This window comes from Oceanobacillus iheyensis HTE831, from assembly GCF_000011245.1.
GTDB classification, from domain to species: Bacteria; Bacillota; Bacilli; order Bacillales; family Amphibacillaceae; genus Oceanobacillus; species Oceanobacillus iheyensis.
In genome coordinates this window covers 1,848,819-1,867,499 of sequence record NC_004193.1, presented here as the reverse complement: position 1 = coordinate 1,867,499, position 18,681 = coordinate 1,848,819, and the positions used below count along the sequence as shown (strand labels likewise).

Annotated in this window: 22 protein-coding genes; 21 read left to right on the top strand and 1 reads right to left on the bottom strand. The window is 34.1% G+C overall.

The genetic code is table 11. From position 1 onward, the window contains the following. Positions 1-26: 26 nt before the first annotated feature. The 4 genes from lysA (at position 27) to OB_RS09420 (ending at position 2,794) form a co-directional block, all read left to right on the top strand. The gene (lysA, locus tag OB_RS09435; protein ID WP_011066231.1) at positions 27-1,334 is read left to right on the top strand and encodes a diaminopimelate decarboxylase; all 1,308 of its coding nucleotides are present in this window, start codon (positions 27-29) and stop codon (positions 1,332-1,334) included. A gap of 74 nt (positions 1,335-1,408) precedes the next feature. After that, positions 1,409-1,840, top strand: a complete 432-nt coding sequence (locus OB_RS09430; protein WP_011066230.1) for a peptidylprolyl isomerase — start codon at positions 1,409-1,411, stop codon at positions 1,838-1,840. 12 nt (positions 1,841-1,852) lie between these two features. Then, on the top strand, positions 1,853-2,332 hold the full coding sequence (locus tag OB_RS09425) for a site-2 protease family protein (RefSeq protein ID WP_041544168.1): 480 nt from the start codon (positions 1,853-1,855) through the stop codon (positions 2,330-2,332). A 105-nt stretch (positions 2,333-2,437) separates the two neighbouring features. Next, the gene (locus OB_RS09420; protein ID WP_011066228.1) at positions 2,438-2,794 is read left to right on the top strand and encodes a GNAT family N-acetyltransferase; all 357 of its coding nucleotides are present in this window, start codon (positions 2,438-2,440) and stop codon (positions 2,792-2,794) included. 120 nt (positions 2,795-2,914) lie between these two features. Here OB_RS09420 and OB_RS09415 read toward each other — a convergent pair whose 3' ends face one another. Further along, a complete protein-coding gene (locus tag OB_RS09415) occupies positions 2,915-3,004 on the bottom strand; it encodes a YjcZ family sporulation protein (RefSeq protein WP_011066227.1) in 90 nt (29 codons plus the stop codon). 138 nt (positions 3,005-3,142) lie between these two features. On the opposite strand from OB_RS09415, the gene OB_RS09410 reads away from it, so the two are divergent. The 17 genes from OB_RS09410 to OB_RS09330 all read left to right on the top strand — a co-directional run bounded on the left by OB_RS09410 (position 3,143) and on the right by OB_RS09330 (position 18,641). Continuing rightward, the gene (locus tag OB_RS09410) at positions 3,143-3,892 is read left to right on the top strand and encodes a segregation/condensation protein A (RefSeq protein ID WP_011066226.1); all 750 of its coding nucleotides are present in this window, start codon (positions 3,143-3,145) and stop codon (positions 3,890-3,892) included. Beyond that, positions 3,889-4,467: an SMC-Scp complex subunit ScpB gene (gene scpB, locus OB_RS09405; RefSeq protein WP_011066225.1), complete on the top strand. Its 579-nt coding sequence runs from the start codon at positions 3,889-3,891 to the stop codon at positions 4,465-4,467. The genes OB_RS09410 and scpB overlap by 4 nt, the downstream gene beginning before the upstream one ends. A 153-nt stretch (positions 4,468-4,620) precedes the next feature. Further along, positions 4,621-5,721, top strand: coding sequence for a D-alanyl-D-alanine carboxypeptidase family protein (locus OB_RS09400; protein WP_041544165.1), 1,101 nt, complete (start codon positions 4,621-4,623; stop codon positions 5,719-5,721). Further along, positions 5,718-6,308, top strand: coding sequence for a nucleoside recognition domain-containing protein (locus OB_RS09395; protein WP_011066223.1), 591 nt, complete (start codon positions 5,718-5,720; stop codon positions 6,306-6,308). The genes OB_RS09400 and OB_RS09395 overlap by 4 nt, the downstream gene beginning before the upstream one ends. Further along, the gene (locus OB_RS09390) at positions 6,308-6,838 is read left to right on the top strand and encodes a spore maturation protein (protein ID WP_011066222.1); all 531 of its coding nucleotides are present in this window, start codon (positions 6,308-6,310) and stop codon (positions 6,836-6,838) included. The genes OB_RS09395 and OB_RS09390 overlap by 1 nt, the downstream gene beginning before the upstream one ends. Before the next feature lie 70 nt (positions 6,839-6,908). Beyond that, positions 6,909-7,643: a pseudouridine synthase gene (locus OB_RS09385; RefSeq protein WP_011066221.1), complete on the top strand. Its 735-nt coding sequence runs from the start codon at positions 6,909-6,911 to the stop codon at positions 7,641-7,643. A 61-nt stretch (positions 7,644-7,704) separates the two neighbouring features. Continuing rightward, on the top strand, positions 7,705-8,283 hold the full coding sequence (resA, locus tag OB_RS09380) for a thiol-disulfide oxidoreductase ResA (protein WP_011066220.1): 579 nt from the start codon (positions 7,705-7,707) through the stop codon (positions 8,281-8,283). 26 nt (positions 8,284-8,309) lie between these two features. Then, a complete protein-coding gene (locus OB_RS09375; protein ID WP_011066219.1) occupies positions 8,310-9,950 on the top strand; it encodes a cytochrome c biogenesis protein ResB in 1,641 nt (546 codons plus the stop codon). A 42-nt stretch (positions 9,951-9,992) separates the two neighbouring features. Next, positions 9,993-11,183, top strand: a complete 1,191-nt coding sequence (gene ccsB / locus OB_RS09370) for a c-type cytochrome biogenesis protein CcsB (RefSeq protein WP_011066218.1) — start codon at positions 9,993-9,995, stop codon at positions 11,181-11,183. Positions 11,184-11,381: 198 nt separating this feature from the next. Beyond that, on the top strand, positions 11,382-12,098 hold the full coding sequence (locus OB_RS09365) for a response regulator transcription factor (protein WP_011066217.1): 717 nt from the start codon (positions 11,382-11,384) through the stop codon (positions 12,096-12,098). Beyond that, positions 12,098-13,852: an ATP-binding protein gene (locus tag OB_RS09360; RefSeq protein WP_011066216.1), complete on the top strand. Its 1,755-nt coding sequence runs from the start codon at positions 12,098-12,100 to the stop codon at positions 13,850-13,852. Before OB_RS09365 ends, OB_RS09360 begins: the two co-directional genes overlap by 1 nt. A gap of 126 nt (positions 13,853-13,978) precedes the next feature. Beyond that, positions 13,979-14,404 carry a DUF4430 domain-containing protein gene (locus tag OB_RS09355; RefSeq protein ID WP_011066215.1) on the top strand — a complete coding sequence of 142 codons (426 nt, stop codon included), beginning with the start codon at positions 13,979-13,981 and terminating at the stop codon, positions 14,402-14,404. Positions 14,405-14,407: 3 nt separating this feature from the next. After that, a complete protein-coding gene (locus OB_RS09350) occupies positions 14,408-14,923 on the top strand; it encodes an ECF transporter S component (protein ID WP_011066214.1) in 516 nt (171 codons plus the stop codon). A 250-nt stretch (positions 14,924-15,173) separates the two neighbouring features. Then, entirely contained in the window at positions 15,174-16,247 is a 1,074-nt protein-coding gene (locus tag OB_RS09345) for a helix-turn-helix domain-containing protein (protein ID WP_011066213.1), read from the top strand. Beyond that, positions 16,228-17,781: a RecQ family ATP-dependent DNA helicase gene (locus tag OB_RS09340; RefSeq protein ID WP_011066212.1), complete on the top strand. Its 1,554-nt coding sequence runs from the start codon at positions 16,228-16,230 to the stop codon at positions 17,779-17,781. The genes OB_RS09345 and OB_RS09340 overlap by 20 nt, the downstream gene beginning before the upstream one ends. Further along, a complete protein-coding gene (locus OB_RS09335; RefSeq protein WP_011066211.1) occupies positions 17,768-18,334 on the top strand; it encodes a CPBP family intramembrane glutamic endopeptidase in 567 nt (188 codons plus the stop codon). The genes OB_RS09340 and OB_RS09335 overlap by 14 nt, the downstream gene beginning before the upstream one ends. 10 nt (positions 18,335-18,344) lie before the next feature. Next, positions 18,345-18,641 (top strand): hypothetical protein, encoded by a 297-nt coding sequence (locus tag OB_RS09330; RefSeq protein WP_011066210.1) that lies wholly within the window; start codon positions 18,345-18,347, stop codon positions 18,639-18,641. The last annotated feature ends 40 nt before the right edge of the window (positions 18,642-18,681 follow it).

Here is an 18,681-nt window from a genome sequence, read left to right as displayed (position 1 = left end):
TTGAAATTACGGGGGAAATTAGAATTATGATAATAGATACTCACCCTTTCACAGTTAATGAAAAAGGACATTTGGAAATAGGCGGTTTGGATACACTTGATTTAGCAAAGAAATACGGCACTCCTTTGTATGTGTATGACGTTGCACTTATCAGAAATAATGCACGGGCGTTTGTTCAAGCATTTACAGAAAAAGGTGTTAAAGGAAAGGTCGCTTATGCTAGTAAAGCTTTTTCTTCTATAGCTATGCTTCAGGTGGCTAAACAAGAAGGATTATGTCTTGATGTTATATCAGAAGGAGAATTATATACAGCTTTACAAGCTGAGTTCCCAACTGAACGAATACATATGCATGGGAATAATAAAAGTATCGAAGAAATTAGAATGGCAGTCGATTATGAAATTGGTTGTATAGTTATTGATAACTTTCATGATATCGATCTGTTGGAAAAAGTTTTAGAAGAAAAACAAAAACAAATGGATGTTTTAATTCGTGTAACTCCTGGTGTTGAATCGAAAACACATCAATATATTATGACAGGCAATGAAGACTCTAAGTTTGGATTTGATTTGCAGAATGGACAAGCTGAACAAGCATTTAAACGTTTACATAATCATCAGCAAATTCGTTTTCAAGGGTTGCACTGTCATATAGGATCTCAAATATTCGAAACAAGTGGATTTCAAGTAGCTACAGATTTATTATTTTCAGAACTTGAAAAATGGAATAATAAATACGACTATCAGCCCAATGTTCTTAATTTAGGCGGAGGTTTTGGAATTCGCTATACAAAAGACGACCAACCACTACCGTTAGATAAATATATAAAGAGTATGGCAGATGCTGTACAAACACATGTCAAACAGCTTTCGATGGAAATGCCAGAGATTTGGATTGAGCCTGGCAGATCGATTGTAGGAAATGCTGGTATTACCTTATATACCATTGGATCAAATAAACAAATACCAGGTATAAGAGAATATTATTCAATTGATGGTGGTATGACAGATAATATTAGACCCGCTCTGTATAATGCAGCATATGAAGCGGTTATTGCAAATCATCCAAAGAATCCCATAGAAAAAGAAGTATCAATTGCCGGTAAATGTTGTGAATCTGGTGACATGCTTATTTGGGATTTACCTGTACCAGAAATTAATAGTGGTGATGTACTAGCCGTATTTTCAACAGGTGCTTATAGCTATTCTATGGCAAGCCATTATAACCGTCTTCCAAATGCAGCTGTAGTATTTGTGGAAAATGGAAGAGATCAATTAGTCGTTAGGCGAGAAACATATCAAGATGTAGTTCGTAATGATTTATCCTATGAATAAGAAGTTCTTTATTTATATATTTGACAAGAAGTGATAAAATAGGTGAGAATCTATGATATAAGGAGTTAATAACTATGAAAACAGGATATGTTTTAATGGAAAATGGAAATAAAATTGAATTCGAACTTTATCCAGAAGAGGCACCTAGCACTGTTGCTAATTTTGAAAAACTTGCTTCTGATCAATTCTACGATGGTCTTACTTTTCACCGAGTGATTCCAGGGTTTGTAAGTCAAGGAGGTTGTCCTGTAGGAAACGGTACTGGTTCTGCTGGATATACGATAAAGTGTGAAACGGAAGGTAATCCACATAAACATGAAGAGGGTTCTTTATCGATGGCACACGCTGGTAAAGATACTGGAAGCAGTCAATTTTTCATTGTTCATGAGCCTCAACCTCATCTTGATGGTGTTCATACCGTATTTGGTAAAGTTACATCAGGAATTGAACATGCAAAAGCAATGCGTAATGGCGATACAATGAAAGAAATTCGTATCAATTCTTAATCGGCTTTAATAATGAACCTAATAGATATCGTTGTCTTTTTGTTTATTATTGCTCCGATTATTACCCTGATTCATGAAATTGGTCATGTTTCAGGGTCCTTTGTTTATAAAGCAACACATATTTTTATACATATTGGATTTGGCAAACCTATAATGAAAAAGAATATAAGAAAACTTCAATTCAACATAAATTCTTTTTACATATTAGGTGGGGGAAGTTTTTATCATTTTAATTATGATTTGTTGCCTTATCAACGAGCAATTATTGCTTTTTTAGGTCCTTTATTTAATATCATCGTATTTTTACTGCTATTATTTCAGTTTGGAATAGATAGTGAGAATTTGTTGATAAGTTTAGCTATTTGGTTTAATTTATGGTTAGCAATTGTTAATTTAATTCCTTTTAAATGGAAGGAAAAATCATCTGACGGCTTAGCAATATGGCTTGCTATCAGAGATATTTATACTAATTCTAAAATGAACAAAAGTTGACAAATAATATTTAGCATGACATAAATAGAATATAGTCAGTTGGTATAATACAATTGCCTGACTCTAATAAAGAATTACCATTACAGCAATTAATGAGGGGTAATCATGTTAATTCGTTATAAAAAAAATCTTGAAAAAATTGCAATGGGTTTATTATCTTTTATGCCTGAAGAAAAAAAAGACGTAAAAAAATTACAGCAAACAATTAAAGATTATGAACAACTTGATCACTGGCATTTACATTTGTGGAAAGAAGATGATGATGTATTAGGTGCCATTGGTGTACAAGTAATGGATGAAACATCATTAGTAATTCAGCATATTTCCGTGAATCCATCTCACCGTAATAATGGGATTGGTCAAAAGATGATTCAAGAAATCAATCGTATTTATGGTAATAAGTATGAAGTTACACCGACTGAGGAAATACAAAATTTCTTTGAAAAGTGTATAGGTAGTTAAAAAGGTCGATAGCAAGGAATATTTGGTAAAAAAAACCAGCCCATTGACTAAGGGCTGGTTTTTTTCGTCAGCTGCAGCAACTGCTTGAAAAAGTATAATGCTTTATTTAAGCTCTGCCTTTTAGAACCAAGCAGCACCGACAATAACTAATAAGATAAACAGAACAACGATTAACGCGAATCCACCTGCATAACCATATCCACCACTCATGTTTAACTGCCTCCTTTGTGTTCATTACATAAATGTTTTGTGATAACATTTATACTACGCTATAGCTTATGTAAGATATGTATACTGTGTATGGGCGCAACTCACATATCTAATTATTTTTTGAAAGGAAACCATACTATGCACGAAGGATATAAAGTAAAACTGGATACATTTGAGGGTCCATTAGATTTATTATTACATTTAATTAATCAATTTGAAATCGACATATATGATATTCCTGTAGCTCAAATTACACAACAATATATGGAGTATATACATACTATGCAGCATTTGGAATTAAATATAGCTAGTGAATACTTAGTAATGGCCTCCACATTATTAGCGATAAAAAGCCAAATGCTTTTGCCAAAGCAAGAGTTAGAAGATGATCTTGATGAAGAGTATATGGAAGACCCAAGGGAAGAATTGATGCAACGACTGATTGAGTACCGAAAATATAAAGAAATAGCAGAGCGCTTAAAAGAAAAGGAAAGTGAAGACAACCAATTATACACTCGTCCACCAGTTGTTTTTGAATTCAAAGACATACCGGAAAAGATTACAACCAACCAAACCGATATTTCAATATTCGATATGGTTGGTGCATTGAAAAATATGTTAAAAAGAAAAGAATGGACTGAACCACATGATACAACAGTGCAACGAATGGATATTCCAATTGAGACACGCATGAAAGAAGTTCTGCAGCAGGTGCAGTCCAACTCAGATGGATTGGTGTTTGATAAATTATTTCCTTCACCGACTAAAAATTATATTGTCGTTACATTTGTAGCAGTTCTTGAATTAATGAAGGATAAGCAAATTTATGCTGTACAGGAACGACATTTTGAAGAACTGTATTTATATAGCATGGAGGAATCTACGTGAATATGAATGAATTTAAAGGCGTTATAGAAGGATTACTATTTGCTAGTGGCGATGAAGGTGTTACGGCAAAGCAATTAAGCAAAATATTAGATATAGGGCTTGATACAGTAGAACATATATTAGAGGAATTACGGTTTGAATATGAGCGAGAAGACCGTGGATTAATGATAATTCAATCCAATAATATATTTCATTTAGCCACAAAACCAGAACACAGCTCTTATTTTAAACGTTTAATTGATTCTCCTCGTACAAGCAAGATGTCACAAGCAGCTTTAGAAACTCTTGCTATAATAGCTTACCGTCAACCGATAACAAGAGCAGAGATTGATGAGATAAGAGGTGTTCGTAGTGAACGACCTGTTCAAACATTAATCACACGAAATTTGATCGAAGAAACAGGGAGAAAAGACACAGTTGGCAGACCAGTACTATTTCAAACAAGTAAAGAATTTCTTACTTTCTTTGGATTGGCAACGCTGGATGATTTACCACCTCTCCCAGAAAATATTGACCCTGATAAAGAAGAACGAGAGGCAGATTTATTTTTTGAACGATTTCAAGATGAAGTATAAATGATATTGAATCTACTAAATCCCTTTAAGGGATTTTTTTAATTCCTAAAATCTTCTTGCAGAATTATCAAATCTCTTAAATAAAGAATGACATAACCATTTCTGACTTGCATAAGATAATTATAGAAAAGAATTTTAGGAGGACAAGAATTGATGCGTGTATTCATAGGATTATTAACATCATTAATATTATTCATGAGTTTTCCTTCGTATGGACAAGCATTGCCGTCTGTATCAGCAAATAACGCAGTATTAATTGAACAATCAACAGGCAGAGTGTTATTTGAGAAAAATGCAAACGAAGAAGCTTCCATAGCAAGCATTACAAAAATCATGACAGCAATTATTGCTATAGAATCTGGGATGTTAGATGAACAAGTAACTACTTCGAGAAAAGCAATTTATACTGAAGGATCCTCTATATATCTAGAACAAGGAGAAGAAATTCCTCTAAAAGATTTAGTTTATGGATTAATGCTTCGATCAGGAAATGATGCAGCGGTAGCAATAGCTGAACATGTTGGAGGTAGTGAAGAAGGATTTGTTTACTTGATGAACGAAAAAGCCAAGTGGTTAGGAATGGAAAACACGCATTTTGATAATCCTCATGGTTTGGATTCAGACACACATTACTCTAGTGCATATGATATGGCAATTCTTATGAAATATGCAATGGATAATCCGATGTTTAGAGAGGTTAGTCAATCCGATTCATATCTTTCGAATAACAGAACCTATCATTGGCAAAACAAAAATAAACTGTTGACTCGTTTATATGAATATTGTACAGGCGGTAAGACTGGTTATACGAAGGCTACTGGACGAACATTAGTCACTTCAGCTCATAAAAATGGAATGGATTTAATTGCAGTTACTTTAGATGCTCCAGATGATTGGCAAGATCATATTGGTATGTTTGAGTGGGGATTTGAACAATTCGAAATGAAAACAGTTCAAGAAGAAGGTACGGCACTTTATCATATAGAACCTAAGACAAGTAAAGTATATGGGAATTATAATAAAGCTGTAAACCTCCCATTATTAAAGGACGGTAATGACAATGTAGATGTGAAGAATTATTTTTTATCCGATGTACGTAGTGATTCAAAACAAGCGATTGGGAAATCTGTTTATTATATCAACAATCAAGAAGTGTATGAATCGTATATTTATCCAGGAGAACAACCGAATAACTCTATCTTTGATAACCTAAAAACCGTATTTGAATCCATCATTGGAAGAGAATCAATATGATCAATTGGATTTGGATCTCCATGGCAGTAATTGGGATCGTTTATGCTATGTTTAGCGGAAATATGGAAGAGGTAAATCAAGCAATCTTTGAAAGTGCTGGTGATGCTGTTACATTATCTATTGGACTTATTAGTATACTGGTTTTTTGGTTAGGTATGATGAGAATTGCTAAGGAAGCAGGATTACTAGATTTATTAGCAAAAGTTTTTCGCCCAATTGTCGTACGGATATTCCCTGATATACCGAAAGACCATCCCGCGATTGGCTATATTCTTTCAAATATGACGGCAAATATGTTTGGACTAGGAAATGCTGCTACCCCGATTGGTATTAAAGCAATGGAAGAAATGAAAAAATTAAATAAAGATAGTGACACCGCCTCTCGATCGATGATTACCTTTCTCACATTGAATACAACGGGACTTACCATCGTGCCTACGACTGTAATTGGAATTCGAATGCAATATGAATCTGCATCTCCAACAGAAATTGTCTCTGCAACTATAATGGCTACTATCATTGCGACAACTGCAGGGCTGATGATAGATCGTTTTTATCATTATAAAAGTACTTGGGGGAAAAATTAATGGAGATTATCACATCTATTAGTATTTGGATTATTCCTAGTTTTATATTGGTTATTCTAGTAATGGCAGCGGTCCGAAAAATACCTGCCTATGATTTATTTGTAGAAGGAGGGAAAGAGGGTGTCAAAACGGCATTTTCTTTGCTTCCTTTTTTAGTTGGAATGATTGTTGCGATATCGATTCTTAGGAGTTCGGGTGCAATGGAAGCTTTTGTGCAATTAATTTCACCAATCTTATCTGTGTTTGGAATTCCATCTGAAGTATTGCCATTAGCGTTAATAAGGCCGATATCAGGAACTGCAGCTTTAGGTATGACTACGGAATTAATTTCTACTTACGGTCCTGATTCATTCATAGGAAGAATTGCTTCTGTTATGCAAGGAAGTACTGATACGACTTTATATATTATTACTGTCTATTTTGGAGCTATAGGTATCAAAAAGATACGATATGCTTTAAAAGTTGGATTACTTGCAGATCTAATTGCTATACTTTCTACAATAGTTCTTGTTAAAATAATGTTTGGATAATACACTTGATAGCGTTAATATAATATTAACGCTATTATTATGGTTAAATACAAAAAGAATGGTGATTAGAATGACGAACAATGGTGAAAGACTTCAAAAAGTGATTGCGCAGAGCGGGGTTACATCACGAAGAAAAGCAGAACAAATGATTCTTGATGGAAAAGTTAAGGTAAATGGAGAGACCGTTCAGGAGATGGGAGTTAAGGTTACAGCAAACGATGAGATTGTTGTAGACGGTGTTCCACTTGAAAAGGAAACACCTGTTTATTTTCTTTTATACAAGCCAAGAGGAGTAATTTCCAGTGTGAAAGATGATAAAGGCAGGAAAGTGGTTACCGATTATTTCGAGGCTGTAGAACAACGAATCTTTCCAATTGGAAGATTGGATTATGATACTTCAGGAGTTTTACTATTAACCAACGATGGGGATTTTGCTAACTTACTCATGCACCCTCGTCATGAAATAGACAAGGTATATATTGCGAAGGTAAGAGGTATACCGAATAAGAAGGAATTAGCTTTACTGCAAAAAGGAATACGTTCAGATAAAGATGTACTTAAAGCAGTTCAAGTGAAGTTACTATCTACGGACCACCAGAAAAAGACTTCCATTATAGAACTAACCTTACATGAAGGAAAGAATCGACAAGTCCGTCGTATGTTAGAAGAATTGGGCTATCCAGTCATGAAATTAAAACGTGAACGCTATGACTTTATTGGGTTAGAAGGCTTAAATGCAGGGGAATATCGATCATTAACTCCTAAAGAAGTCAACCAATTACGTGCACAAGCTCAAAAATTGTAAGATAATGGTCAAATTTATAAATAGTCTTAAATGATATAATGACCTGGGAGGGAGTGTTACATTGGATATTCAACAAAATAAGACAAATAAACAGAAGAAAAAAAGAAATCGCTTCATTTTCAGGTCATCCATATTACTTATTTTAGTAGCAGCAGTAGTATTCGCTATTGTTTCTAATATGAAAGATGATAATAAAATATATCGTGTTGGTGATGCTGCCCCCGATTTTCAACTGAAACAGATTAGCGAAGAGGTTGACCAATCAACTGTTCAGTTAAGTGATTTAGAGGGGAAAGGTGTCATGCTAAACTTTTGGGCTACATGGTGTGACCCTTGTAAAGCAGAAATGCCTTATATGCAAGACTTATATGCGGAATATAAAGAAAAAGGTGTTGAAATTGTTGCAGTAAGTTTAGATGGGACAGAATTGGTTGTAGATCAATTTATTGATGAATATGACTTAACATTTCCGGTTCCTCATGATAAAAATGGAGAGGTAAAAGATCTTTATAAAATTGGTCCGATGCCTACAACTTATTTTATTAAACCAAATGGGGAAATAGAAGAGATTGTTCAAGGGGCACTAACTTTAGATAGATTAGAAGGCTATTTAAATGATATTGCTCCACAACAGAATTAAGAAAGGCCTTGGGATGGAGGGATAGTATGAATAAGATAAAATGTGAGTGTGGTCATGTTAATCCCGAAGGAACAGTATTATGTGAATCTTGTGGAAAACCAGTGGAAGGAAACCAACATATTGATGGTAACCAAGATTCAAAACTGTTAAATATGAGATATGATGGATCAGCTCGTCGTTCACAAACGTATAAGAAGTCAATTGTAGATAAAATCTGGAGCTTCTTTTCATCTGTAAAAGTTGGCGTTTGGTTGATTGTTATCGCTTTAGTAGCATCCATTTTTGGAACTATTTTTCCACAGGAAGAATTTATTCCACAAAATGCGGTATCTCGGGATCCAGCTATCTTTTATGAAGACCGTTATGGTATTTTAGGATTAATATATTATCAGCTCGGGTTTCATAACTTATATAGCTCGTGGTGGTATATGGTCCTTATTGCACTGATCGGTATATCGCTAGTAATTTGTAGTTTAGATCGATTTGTACCACTATTCCGAGCGTTACGAAATCAAAGTGCAAAAAAACATGTTAAGTTTTTGTCAAGACAACGTTTATATAGTGAAACTGATCAAGTAGACAAAGAAGAAATTGATCAATTTGCATCGAATTTAAAGAAATCTAATTACAAGCTTACATATGATAATGGACATATATTAGCTGAAAAGGGTAGATTCTCTCGCTGGGGTCCTTACGTCAATCATATTGGATTAATTATAATTCTTTTGGCGGCGCTATTGCGTACAACTCCCCTTATGTTTTCTGAGGAATATATTTGGATTAGAGAAGGCGAGCAGATGGTAATACCAGGAACTGATGGACAGTACTACATAAAGAACGAACAATTTGTAATGGAAACTCACGACCCTGAAGATGAGAGATTTCAGGAAGCAATTTTAAAAGAAGGGGAAATACCTAGTAATTTCCAATCAGATGTAATTATTTACGAAGCTAAAAATGCAGATATTCCAGGTGCAGAACCGGAATTAGAGGAGCATTCAAGCCAATCGATACGCATGAATGAACCGGCAAAGTTTGGTAGTTATACGCTATATCAATCCGGTTACCAAGTAAATGAATTTGATTCATTTACATTTAAGATTCATGAGACAAATGATGAAAATGAGACATCTTTAGCAACATTTTCAATAGATTTATCAGAACCACAATCTTCCTATGAACTAGATAATGGATTTAGAGTAGAGGTCACAAATTATTTTCCGGATTATGTAATGACTGAAGAGGGAACTCCTGTCTCACAAACAAATAATCCGAGAAATCCAGCGTTTGTATTAACCTTGTTTCCACCAGAGTCCGAAACGGGCGAAGTGAGCTTTTTAGGAATAGGTAAAAACATCGACGCTACTGGAGAAAATGATTATAAGATTAGCATGGAAGATTTTGAGCTAAGAGATGCAAGTGGTTTGACCTTAAATGCTGATAGGACGTTGCCGTTCTTTATCGTAGGTGCCGCGATCTTTATGATTGGAGTTATCCAAGGTATGTACTGGCAACATCGACGTGTCTGGATCCATCCAACAGAAAATGGTGTATTCTTGGCCGGACATACCAATAAAAATTGGTTCGGTATTAAGAAAGATATCGAGAAATCACTAGAAGGTACTTCAATTAAAATGGTTAATGATCAACAAGAACTGGAGGATTAGTTGCTTTCTTATGCAACTAATCCAAGATTAGGAGGATAAACAATGGATTTATTAAGTATTAGTAATGGATCGTTATTTATAGCCTTTATTTTATACTTGATCGCGACATTCTTTTTTGGTGGGGCTATCCGTCAGAATAAGAAAGAACGACATCAAAAAACGATATCAGGCTCAATTGGCTTATATATTACCATTGTGGGATTTGTTTCACAGCTCGTATATTTCTTTACACGGTGGTCTATAACGGGACATGCACCTGTAAGTAACTTATTTGAGTTTACAACATTTTTAGGTATGTCGATGATACTGGCATTTATTATAATATATATTTATTATAAAACTGCATTTCTTGGATTATTTGCATTACCAATTACCATGATAATTATTGCCTATGCTAGTATGTTTTCAACAGAAGTATCCCCTCTAGTACCATCGCTGCAAAGTCACTGGTTAAGTATACATGTAACTACTGTAGCACTTGGACAAGGGATATTATTTATCAGTTTTGTTGCTGGACTAATGTATTTAATTCGTCAAATTGATCAATCAAAAATTTCTTTACGAAATTTTTCATTAGAATTCGTTTTATATTGTATATTTTTATTTATTGGTTTTATTGTCATTACTTCAGTATTTAACATGGCATCCTATCAAGCTACTTTTGAATATACAGAAAACGGTGCAACGACAACGACCGAATACCATCTTCCGGCAATTGCAGCACCTAATAGTGGTGAGTTATTAACGGAAAATGCAATGTCACCTATAATTGAAGCTCCAAAGTGGATGCAGGGTGCTGATGCTGGTAGAAAATTCAATACAGTTATTTGGTCATTCATTACAGGAACAGCTATATACCTATTGACGTTGTTGTTTACGAGAAAACGAATTGGAGCAAAGCTACAACCAGTATTAAAAGGTGTAAAACCTGATATGCTTGATGAAATCATGTATCGTTCAGTAGCAATTGGTTTTCCAGTATTCACACTTGGAGGACTAATCTTTGCAGCAATCTGGGCGCAACTAGCTTGGGGAAGATTTTGGGGATGGGATCCAAAAGAAGTTTGGGCACTCATTACTTGGTTCTTCTATGCAGCGTTCCTACATTTACGATTGTCAAGAGGTTGGCATGGTGAGAAATCTGCATGGCTAGCAGTAGTAGGTTTTGCTATTATCATGTTTAACTTAATTGTTGTCAATTTAGTGCTAGCAGGATTACATTCTTATGCTTAATTGACGGAATAAGTTTTCAAATTGTATCCGAACTATACATCGCTCAAGTTTACGCGTTTGATAGTTCGGATTTTCGTATAATTGTTATACAGTATTTTAATTATGCGATGATGTGAACATATTATGAACACTTGATTTCTTAACTTTTAATATAGATTCGTTTATAATTTATATAGATTGACTTGAGGAGGATTGGCAATGGATATAACACATAAAATACTAGTAGTTGACGATGAAGATAGAATTCGTCGTTTAATAAAAATGTACTTAGAAAAAGAGGATTTTGAAATAGATGAAGCAGCTGATGGCGATGTTGCTTTGGAAAAAGCGTTAGCGAATGATTATGATGTAATTATTTTAGATATTATGATGCCTGAAAAAGATGGTATTGAAGTTTGTAAAGAATTACGTAAGGAAAAGGATACACCTGTGATTATGCTAACTGCTAAAGGCGAAGAATCGAACCGTGTACAAGGGTTTGAGGTTGGAGCTGATGACTATATAGTAAAGCCATTTAGTCCAAGAGAGGCAGTACTTCGAGTGAAAGCATTACTTCGAAGAGTGTCAACGAAAACCTATCAAGAAGTAGATACATCATCTAAAAATATGCTTGTATTCCCACATCTGACGATCGATCATGATGCACACCGAGTCGCAGCGGATAATCAAGAAGTAAGTTTAACTCCAAAAGAGTATGAACTGTTATGCTTCTTAGCAAACGCACCAGATAAAGTATTTAATAGAGAGCAGTTATTAAAAGAAGTTTGGCAATATGAATTCTTTGGTGATTTGCGAACTGTAGATACACATGTCAAGAGACTTAGAGAAAAATTAAATACAGTTTCTAAAGAAGCTGCCAAAATGATCGTGACGGTTTGGGGTGTAGGATACAAATTTGAGGTAGAAGAAAACTAATGTTTTGGAAAAGTGTAGTTGGTAAGCTGTCATTAACCATTTTACTGTTAGTATCATTTGTTTTATGTGTGCTCACTTTTTTCCTTATGCAGTTCTTTGATAATTATCATATACAAGAAGCTGAGAATGAAATGGAGCAAATGGCAACAAAAATATCTTCCCTAGTGGAAACCGATCATGAACAGCCTTTCATTGAAGAAGTTACAGAAATGTTGAAAGATCCCTCTAGTCGAATTGCTATTATGTACTCTGAACAAGAAAACTGGATATCAGATAGCAATGATGAGAATCTTCAAGAATTTGACGTTGACTGGATAGAGGGACAAGAAGAAATTAACACTGTAATTGAAGATAAGCAACAAATTAGTAATCAATTTCATACAGCTAATAATACAGAAGTAATTCTAGTTGGTGCACCAATAGATGACGGCGGAGCAGTATTTGTTTATAAATCACTAGATATGATTAATCAAACAAAAGATCAAACGACCAAGCTTATTTTGTTGAGTGCGGGCATTGCAATACTTTTAACTACGTTCTTTGCTGTTTTTTTATCAACACGAATTACTTCGCCTTTAATAAAGATGAAAGAAGCAGCTCATAACTTGACAAGAGGCGAATTTAACACAAAAGTACCTGTTCTTACACGTGATGAAATTGGTGAACTCGCAATTGAATTTAATCGTATGGGACGGCAATTGAATTATCATATTAATGCGTTACGTCAGGAAAAAGAGCAACTATCTAGCATTGTAAGTTCTATGGCAGATGGTGTATTTACATTAAATCGTGAAGGGGAAGTCCTTGTTATTAACCCACCTGCAAAGAAATATATGGATGAATGGTTTTATGAAAATCCCGATGAATCAGAGGGACAGAACCATCTACCGACAGAAGTAAAAGAAGCATTACTAGAAGTTATCACAAAAGAATATGCCGTTCTGAAAGAATCTGCAGTACAAGGTCGCAGTTATGTAATGCTTGTAACTCCTTTATATGATGAATCCCATGTACGTGGATGTGTTGCAGTAATACGAGATATGACGGAGGAAAGAAGGTTAGATAAGTTAAGAAAAGACTTTATTGCTAATGTGTCCCATGAACTTCGTACTCCAATTTCAATGCTGCAAGGATATAGTGAGGCCATTGTAGATGATGTTGCTAGTTCAAAAGAAGAGAAAAATGAGTTAGCGCAGATTATATATGAAGAATCACTAAGAATGGGCAGATTAGTAAATGAATTGCTCGATTTAGCCCGAATGGAGGCAGGTCAAATTCAATTACGATTGGATTCTGTAGCAATTCAGCCATTTATTGAAAGAATTGTTCACAAATTCCAAGGTATTTCCCGTGAAGAAATGGTCGAATTAGAACTTACAGTAGACATCGAACACCAAATTGGAGAGATGGATCCAGATCGAATCGAACAAGTATTAACAAATTTAATTGATAATGCAATTCGTCATACCTCTAACAATGGATTTGTAAAAGTTCTTGCTGTAAGTAATCAAGATAAGTTATATGTAGAAGTAAAAGATAGCGGTAGTGGTATTCCTGAAGAAGACTTACCGTTTATATTTGAACGATTCTACAAAGCGGACAAATCACGAGTCAAAAAAGAAAAACAAGGAACAGGTTTAGGACTGGCAATTGCTAAAAATATCATTGATGCTCATCATGGATCAATTTATGTAAAAAGTAAACTAGATGCGGGTACCACATTTAGTTTTGAAATTCCCATTAAACAAAATTAATTAGAAAATTATGGTGAAATATTATAACAGTCTAGACCGTGTTATTTTGTTTGGTATCCAAATCAAACGGCGACGTTATGCAAGCATTGGCTTTCAAGCTGCAATGTGAAGAAGGAGATGGTTTTATTGAAAAAATGGATTTCATATGTAGGGGTACTGTTTTTATCTATTGGATTACTTTTAGGTTGTTCAACTGATAGCTCCGAACAAAACAATAGTAATACAAGGGTCAGCACAAACGAATCTTCTCAAGAATTGGCTGAAGATGAAGTCCGTATAACAATTTCAATTGATCACGGAACGGAACATGTTAATGAAAAATCAATCTCTATTGAAGAAGGAGATATTCTATTAAACGTATTAGAAGAAAACTTTTTTATAGAATCCGATGACAGTGATTTTATTACTTCCATTGAACGTGTAGAAGCAAGTGACGAAGAAAAGACAGCCTGGATGTATACGGTGAATGGTGAAATGGCTACAGTAGGTGCTGGTGATTATGAATTATCACCGGGAGATGAAGTTGTTTTTGATTTACAATCTTGGGAATAGGTTATGAATACGTATAAGCTTACGCTATTAGCGATACTAAGTGCGCTTGCAGTTGGTGGCAGATACGCATTTCAGTTTCTTCCCAATGTTCAACCAGTTACAGCTATCATTATTATTTGTGGCATTTTATTAGGTCCATTGTCTGCTATCATCGTTGGATTACTTACTACTTTTTTGTCCAATATGTTATTAGGCATGGGGATATGGACAATCTGGCAAATGATTTCTTGGTGCCTTATTGGCTTATTAAGCGGTCTCATTGGAAAGTATGTATCAAAAACACCATTGTGGTTTATTGTCATATTTGGGATTGTTTCTGGTTATTTATTTGGAATTGTTATCTCATTAACAACTTATCAGGTAACCGGTCATTTTATTCCATATTATTTAGCCGGATTACCTTTTGATACAGCTCATGCTATAGGAAATGGAGTGTTTTTATTACTTCTGTATCCGATAGTAAAACAATTATTAAAAAATTATAGGATCAACCGTTTTTCATCAAATCCAAAAGAGTGATTTTATTAAGTTTATTCTTCCACTCTAGAATTGGAGTAACACAAGGACGTCCAAAATAATAGAGCATGTAGTAATCCCCGGTAGAGAGGTTCTCTATCGGGGATTTTATTTTTGGTGGCATAATATTAGGAATATCTATTTTTCAATTAATTTTCAAATGGATGATCAGTCGTTATAATTAGTTATATACTATCTGTGAAAATCAAAAGTCTATAAGAATTGTACTATCCCTTTGTACAAGGAGGTAATTATGTATCTTGAACGGATTATATTATTTTGTTTTGAGAATATTCAAGTTGAACGTTCTGCATCAAGTATCTATCATTTGTTAACTGCTAAAAAATCAATTCAAACTGTACAAGATGCTTATTTATACAGAATTGATACTTTTTATGGCATCTTACCATCGTTATCAAAAGAAGCATATAATAAAAAAGTTGCTCAATTACAACATTATCAGTACTTAACGCAGATTAAAGAAAACTATTATGAAATAACATATAAAGGTAAAGAATTTGTCAATACACAAAAGTACCAATTAGAAGGCTTTCACGGAATAAAGTATCATCATCTAGCACACCCATTTATGGATCGTCTACTACTTTTAATTCAAACGCTATCAAATACGTATTTACGAAATTATAGTTTTATACCAACTACAGATAATTGGTTTGCTGAACGTTTTGTAAAACGCAATTTCCAATTATATAAAGATAATCTAGACAACATTCAAACTCAATTATACCAAGAGCTACATCAACAACTTCTGCTACTTAATGAAACCGAAGCTTCTATTTTTGTAGATCGATTATCTGGTTACAAATACTTTGGAGCAAGTATCGAACAATTATCCCAAAAATATGAACTTGAGCATCATGATGTTGAGTTATTGCTTTCTAAAATAACGATGCAATTCTTGCACAATATACATACAAAACTTGATAAGTATAAGGTAATGCAGGCAATTAGCGAAGATTTACAAGTGAACCACACAACATTAAGTGGTAGTGCAACTAAAACGTATACTTTATTAAAAAAAGGTTATCAAATTGAAGATATCGTTCGAATTAGAAATTTAAAGGTAAATACAATTCAAGATCATATTGTAGAAATAGCAATACGAGATCACCAATTTCCTATTTATGATTTCGTAAATAGAGAAACGGTAAAAACTATCTTTACAGCAATGAAAAAGTCAAACACCTTTCGTCTTCGAGAAATTAAACAATCCGTCGATACGAATATTAGTTATTTTGAAATTAGACTTACTTTAACGTTACTAGGTACGAATAGGGAGGAAACCAATGGTACAACCCAACGTTAACTTACAGCAAACTCTTAAATATTATTTCCAATATGATAGTTTCCGCCAAGGACAGGAAGAAATTATTACCGACGTAATGAATGGTAATGATGTTCTGGGAGTGCTGCCAACAGGTTCTGGAAAGTCAATTTGCTATCAGCTTCCAGCAATTTTACAAGATGGAGTGACAATTGTTGTATCTCCATTAATTTCATTAATGATCGATCAAGTAAAGGAATTAAAAGCAAAGGGAATTAAAAAGGTTATCGCTTTGAACAGTTTTCTATCTAGAGAAGAAAGGTATAATGTTCTAACTAATCTAGGGGATTATCGTCTGATATATGTCTCGCCTGAATGGCTTCAGAATGCTTCCTTTGTTCATAAATTGAAACAAATTAATGTTACATTATTCGTAATTGACGAAGCTCATTGTATATCGCAATGGGGACATGAGTTTCGGCCAGATTACCTGAAACTTCATGACATCATTGCTAAACTAGAAAATCCTACTATCTTAGCATTGAGTGCGACCGCAACTCCGGATGTACAAGAAGATATCATTCATAGTTTAAATAGATCTCATATAACAAAACATATCTTTCCAATGGATAGAGATAATATCGCTTTTTGTATAGAGACGATGGATAGTATAAACGAAAAGAAGGAGCGAATTCAGGAATTAATTCAACAATATCATGTACCAACTCTTATTTATTTTACAAGTCGATATTTAGCAGAGGAAACTTCTAGGTGGTTATCCTCCATCGTGCCAGACAGAAATATTGCTTATTATCATGGTGGGATGGAAGCGACCGATCGAGTTCATATTCAACAACAATTTATGAATAACCAGCTAGATGTAATTTGTTGTACAAGTGCTTTTGGTATGGGAATCAATAAATCCGATATAAGACTTGTTATACATTATCATCTACCATCGCAAATAGAATCCTATATTCAAGAAGTTGGAAGAGCAGGAAGAGATGGGGAAGAGAGTGTGGCGGTGATCTTATATGCTACTGGTGACTGGATATTACCTAAACAAATTATTCAACAAGAACTTCCAATGAAAGAAGATATTTACCGGATGATTGATTGGCTAAAGGGATTATCAAATCAAGATCAAAGCACCCTAATTGATGAAGAAGTAATTGCCAATCTACAGATTAGCGAAGTTCAGTGGAGGTTCATACGGTCACAGCTAGAAAAACATGATATGATAGTGGAAAATCAACTGATTACAGAAGATGTTAATATAGAAAATATAAAGGCTAAAATCACGAATCATATAGAAGACCGACTAACCTACAAAGAGAAAAAACTCAAAGAGATGATCCACTGGGTAAATAGTGATCAATGCTACCGTGAAAAACTCTACATGCCATTTCAAAACAGCTATCGTCCAAGTATAGGACAATGTTGTAGTAATTGTGGTTTTCAGTGGAGTAATTGGCAGCCGGAAACAATCATTATTAAATCTCGTGAATCTTTATCGTGGGAAAGTAAATTACAATCTATTTTTCATATAACCGGGGTAGAACATGAGACAAGATGAAATCATAAAGCAATTATCCGATAAAGAATTAAGATTTCAATTAGTTTTTTCTCAAATTTTATTTTTAGCTGGAAGTATTTTATTAAGTTTTATTTTGTTTCCTTCTTGGGAAGCATGGTTGAATTACTTTGATTTTAATTTTAATGAAATAGTATTAATCGGCAGCGGAACGGCATTCGTTGTGATATTATTTGATTTTATACTGATGAAAGTTTTTCCAAAAGAATCATTGGATGATGGTGGAATTAATAAGAGAATTTTTGAAAATCAGCCTATATCGTTCATTGTTGGTTTTACGTTATTAGTAGCAATAAGTGAAGAATTATTCTTTCGTGGAACAATTCAAACTACTTTCGGTTATGTATTTGCAAGTTTATTATTTGCTTTCGTACATATCCGTTATTTAAAAAAACCAGTATTATTTTTATCCGTAGTTTTAGCAAGCTTTTTTATTGGTTGGATATTTGAACGTACGGAAAATTTACTTATTACCATAACCGCTCATTTTATTATTGATTTAGTATTAGGTTTAATTATTCGTTTCAAGAAATGAGGTGCTTAGTATGTCGAACATTACGGAAGAGGCAAAGAAAGATCAGGCTGATGACTTAAGAAAAGCAGTAGATGAACTAAAAGATAGTTCAAATCAAGAATTTAACAGTGATTCTATACAAACATCCAAGCAGAAAGAGATGGAAATGGATATATTAAACTTACCACCAAGAAAAGACGTACACGATAATTCTAAGCGCATGCGAATAAAATTAAATTTTTCTTTGTTACGTCTTATCATGGTGATTATTATATTATCCCTGTTGGTTTCAGGTATCTTGTGGATAGTTGATTCTAATATTTTTTGACGGAATAAATGAAACAAGTTTGAACTGTTCATCACTAGGA

What these genes read in the sequence shown, in the direction of transcription:
- OB_RS09395 (WP_011066223.1), top strand. Translation starts at nt 5,718, where the DNA reads ATGATCAATTGGATTTGGATCTCCATGGCAGTAATTGGGATCGTTTAT.
- OB_RS09365 (WP_011066217.1), top strand. Translation starts at nt 11,382, where the DNA reads ATGGATATAACACATAAAATACTAGTAGTTGACGATGAAGATAGAATT.
- OB_RS09375 (WP_011066219.1), top strand. Translation starts at nt 8,310, where the DNA reads ATGAATAAGATAAAATGTGAGTGTGGTCATGTTAATCCCGAAGGAACA.
- OB_RS09415 (WP_011066227.1), bottom strand. Translation starts at nt 3,004, where the DNA reads ATGAGTGGTGGATATGGTTATGCAGGTGGATTCGCGTTAATCGTTGTT.
- OB_RS09350 (WP_011066214.1), top strand. Translation starts at nt 14,408, where the DNA reads ATGAATACGTATAAGCTTACGCTATTAGCGATACTAAGTGCGCTTGCA.
- lysA (WP_011066231.1), top strand. Translation starts at nt 27, where the DNA reads ATGATAATAGATACTCACCCTTTCACAGTTAATGAAAAAGGACATTTG.
- OB_RS09400 (WP_041544165.1), top strand. Translation starts at nt 4,621, where the DNA reads ATGCGTGTATTCATAGGATTATTAACATCATTAATATTATTCATGAGT.
- ccsB (WP_011066218.1), top strand. Translation starts at nt 9,993, where the DNA reads ATGGATTTATTAAGTATTAGTAATGGATCGTTATTTATAGCCTTTATT.
- OB_RS09330 (WP_011066210.1), top strand. Translation starts at nt 18,345, where the DNA reads ATGTCGAACATTACGGAAGAGGCAAAGAAAGATCAGGCTGATGACTTA.
- OB_RS09430 (WP_011066230.1), top strand. Translation starts at nt 1,409, where the DNA reads ATGAAAACAGGATATGTTTTAATGGAAAATGGAAATAAAATTGAATTC.
- OB_RS09420 (WP_011066228.1), top strand. Translation starts at nt 2,438, where the DNA reads ATGTTAATTCGTTATAAAAAAAATCTTGAAAAAATTGCAATGGGTTTA.
- OB_RS09390 (WP_011066222.1), top strand. Translation starts at nt 6,308, where the DNA reads ATGGAGATTATCACATCTATTAGTATTTGGATTATTCCTAGTTTTATA.
- OB_RS09345 (WP_011066213.1), top strand. Translation starts at nt 15,174, where the DNA reads ATGTATCTTGAACGGATTATATTATTTTGTTTTGAGAATATTCAAGTT.
- OB_RS09340 (WP_011066212.1), top strand. Translation starts at nt 16,228, where the DNA reads ATGGTACAACCCAACGTTAACTTACAGCAAACTCTTAAATATTATTTC.
- OB_RS09360 (WP_011066216.1), top strand. Translation starts at nt 12,098, where the DNA reads ATGTTTTGGAAAAGTGTAGTTGGTAAGCTGTCATTAACCATTTTACTG.
- OB_RS09410 (WP_011066226.1), top strand. Translation starts at nt 3,143, where the DNA reads ATGCACGAAGGATATAAAGTAAAACTGGATACATTTGAGGGTCCATTA.
- OB_RS09385 (WP_011066221.1), top strand. Translation starts at nt 6,909, where the DNA reads ATGACGAACAATGGTGAAAGACTTCAAAAAGTGATTGCGCAGAGCGGG.
- OB_RS09425 (WP_041544168.1), top strand. Translation starts at nt 1,853, where the DNA reads ATGAACCTAATAGATATCGTTGTCTTTTTGTTTATTATTGCTCCGATT.
- OB_RS09335 (WP_011066211.1), top strand. Translation starts at nt 17,768, where the DNA reads ATGAGACAAGATGAAATCATAAAGCAATTATCCGATAAAGAATTAAGA.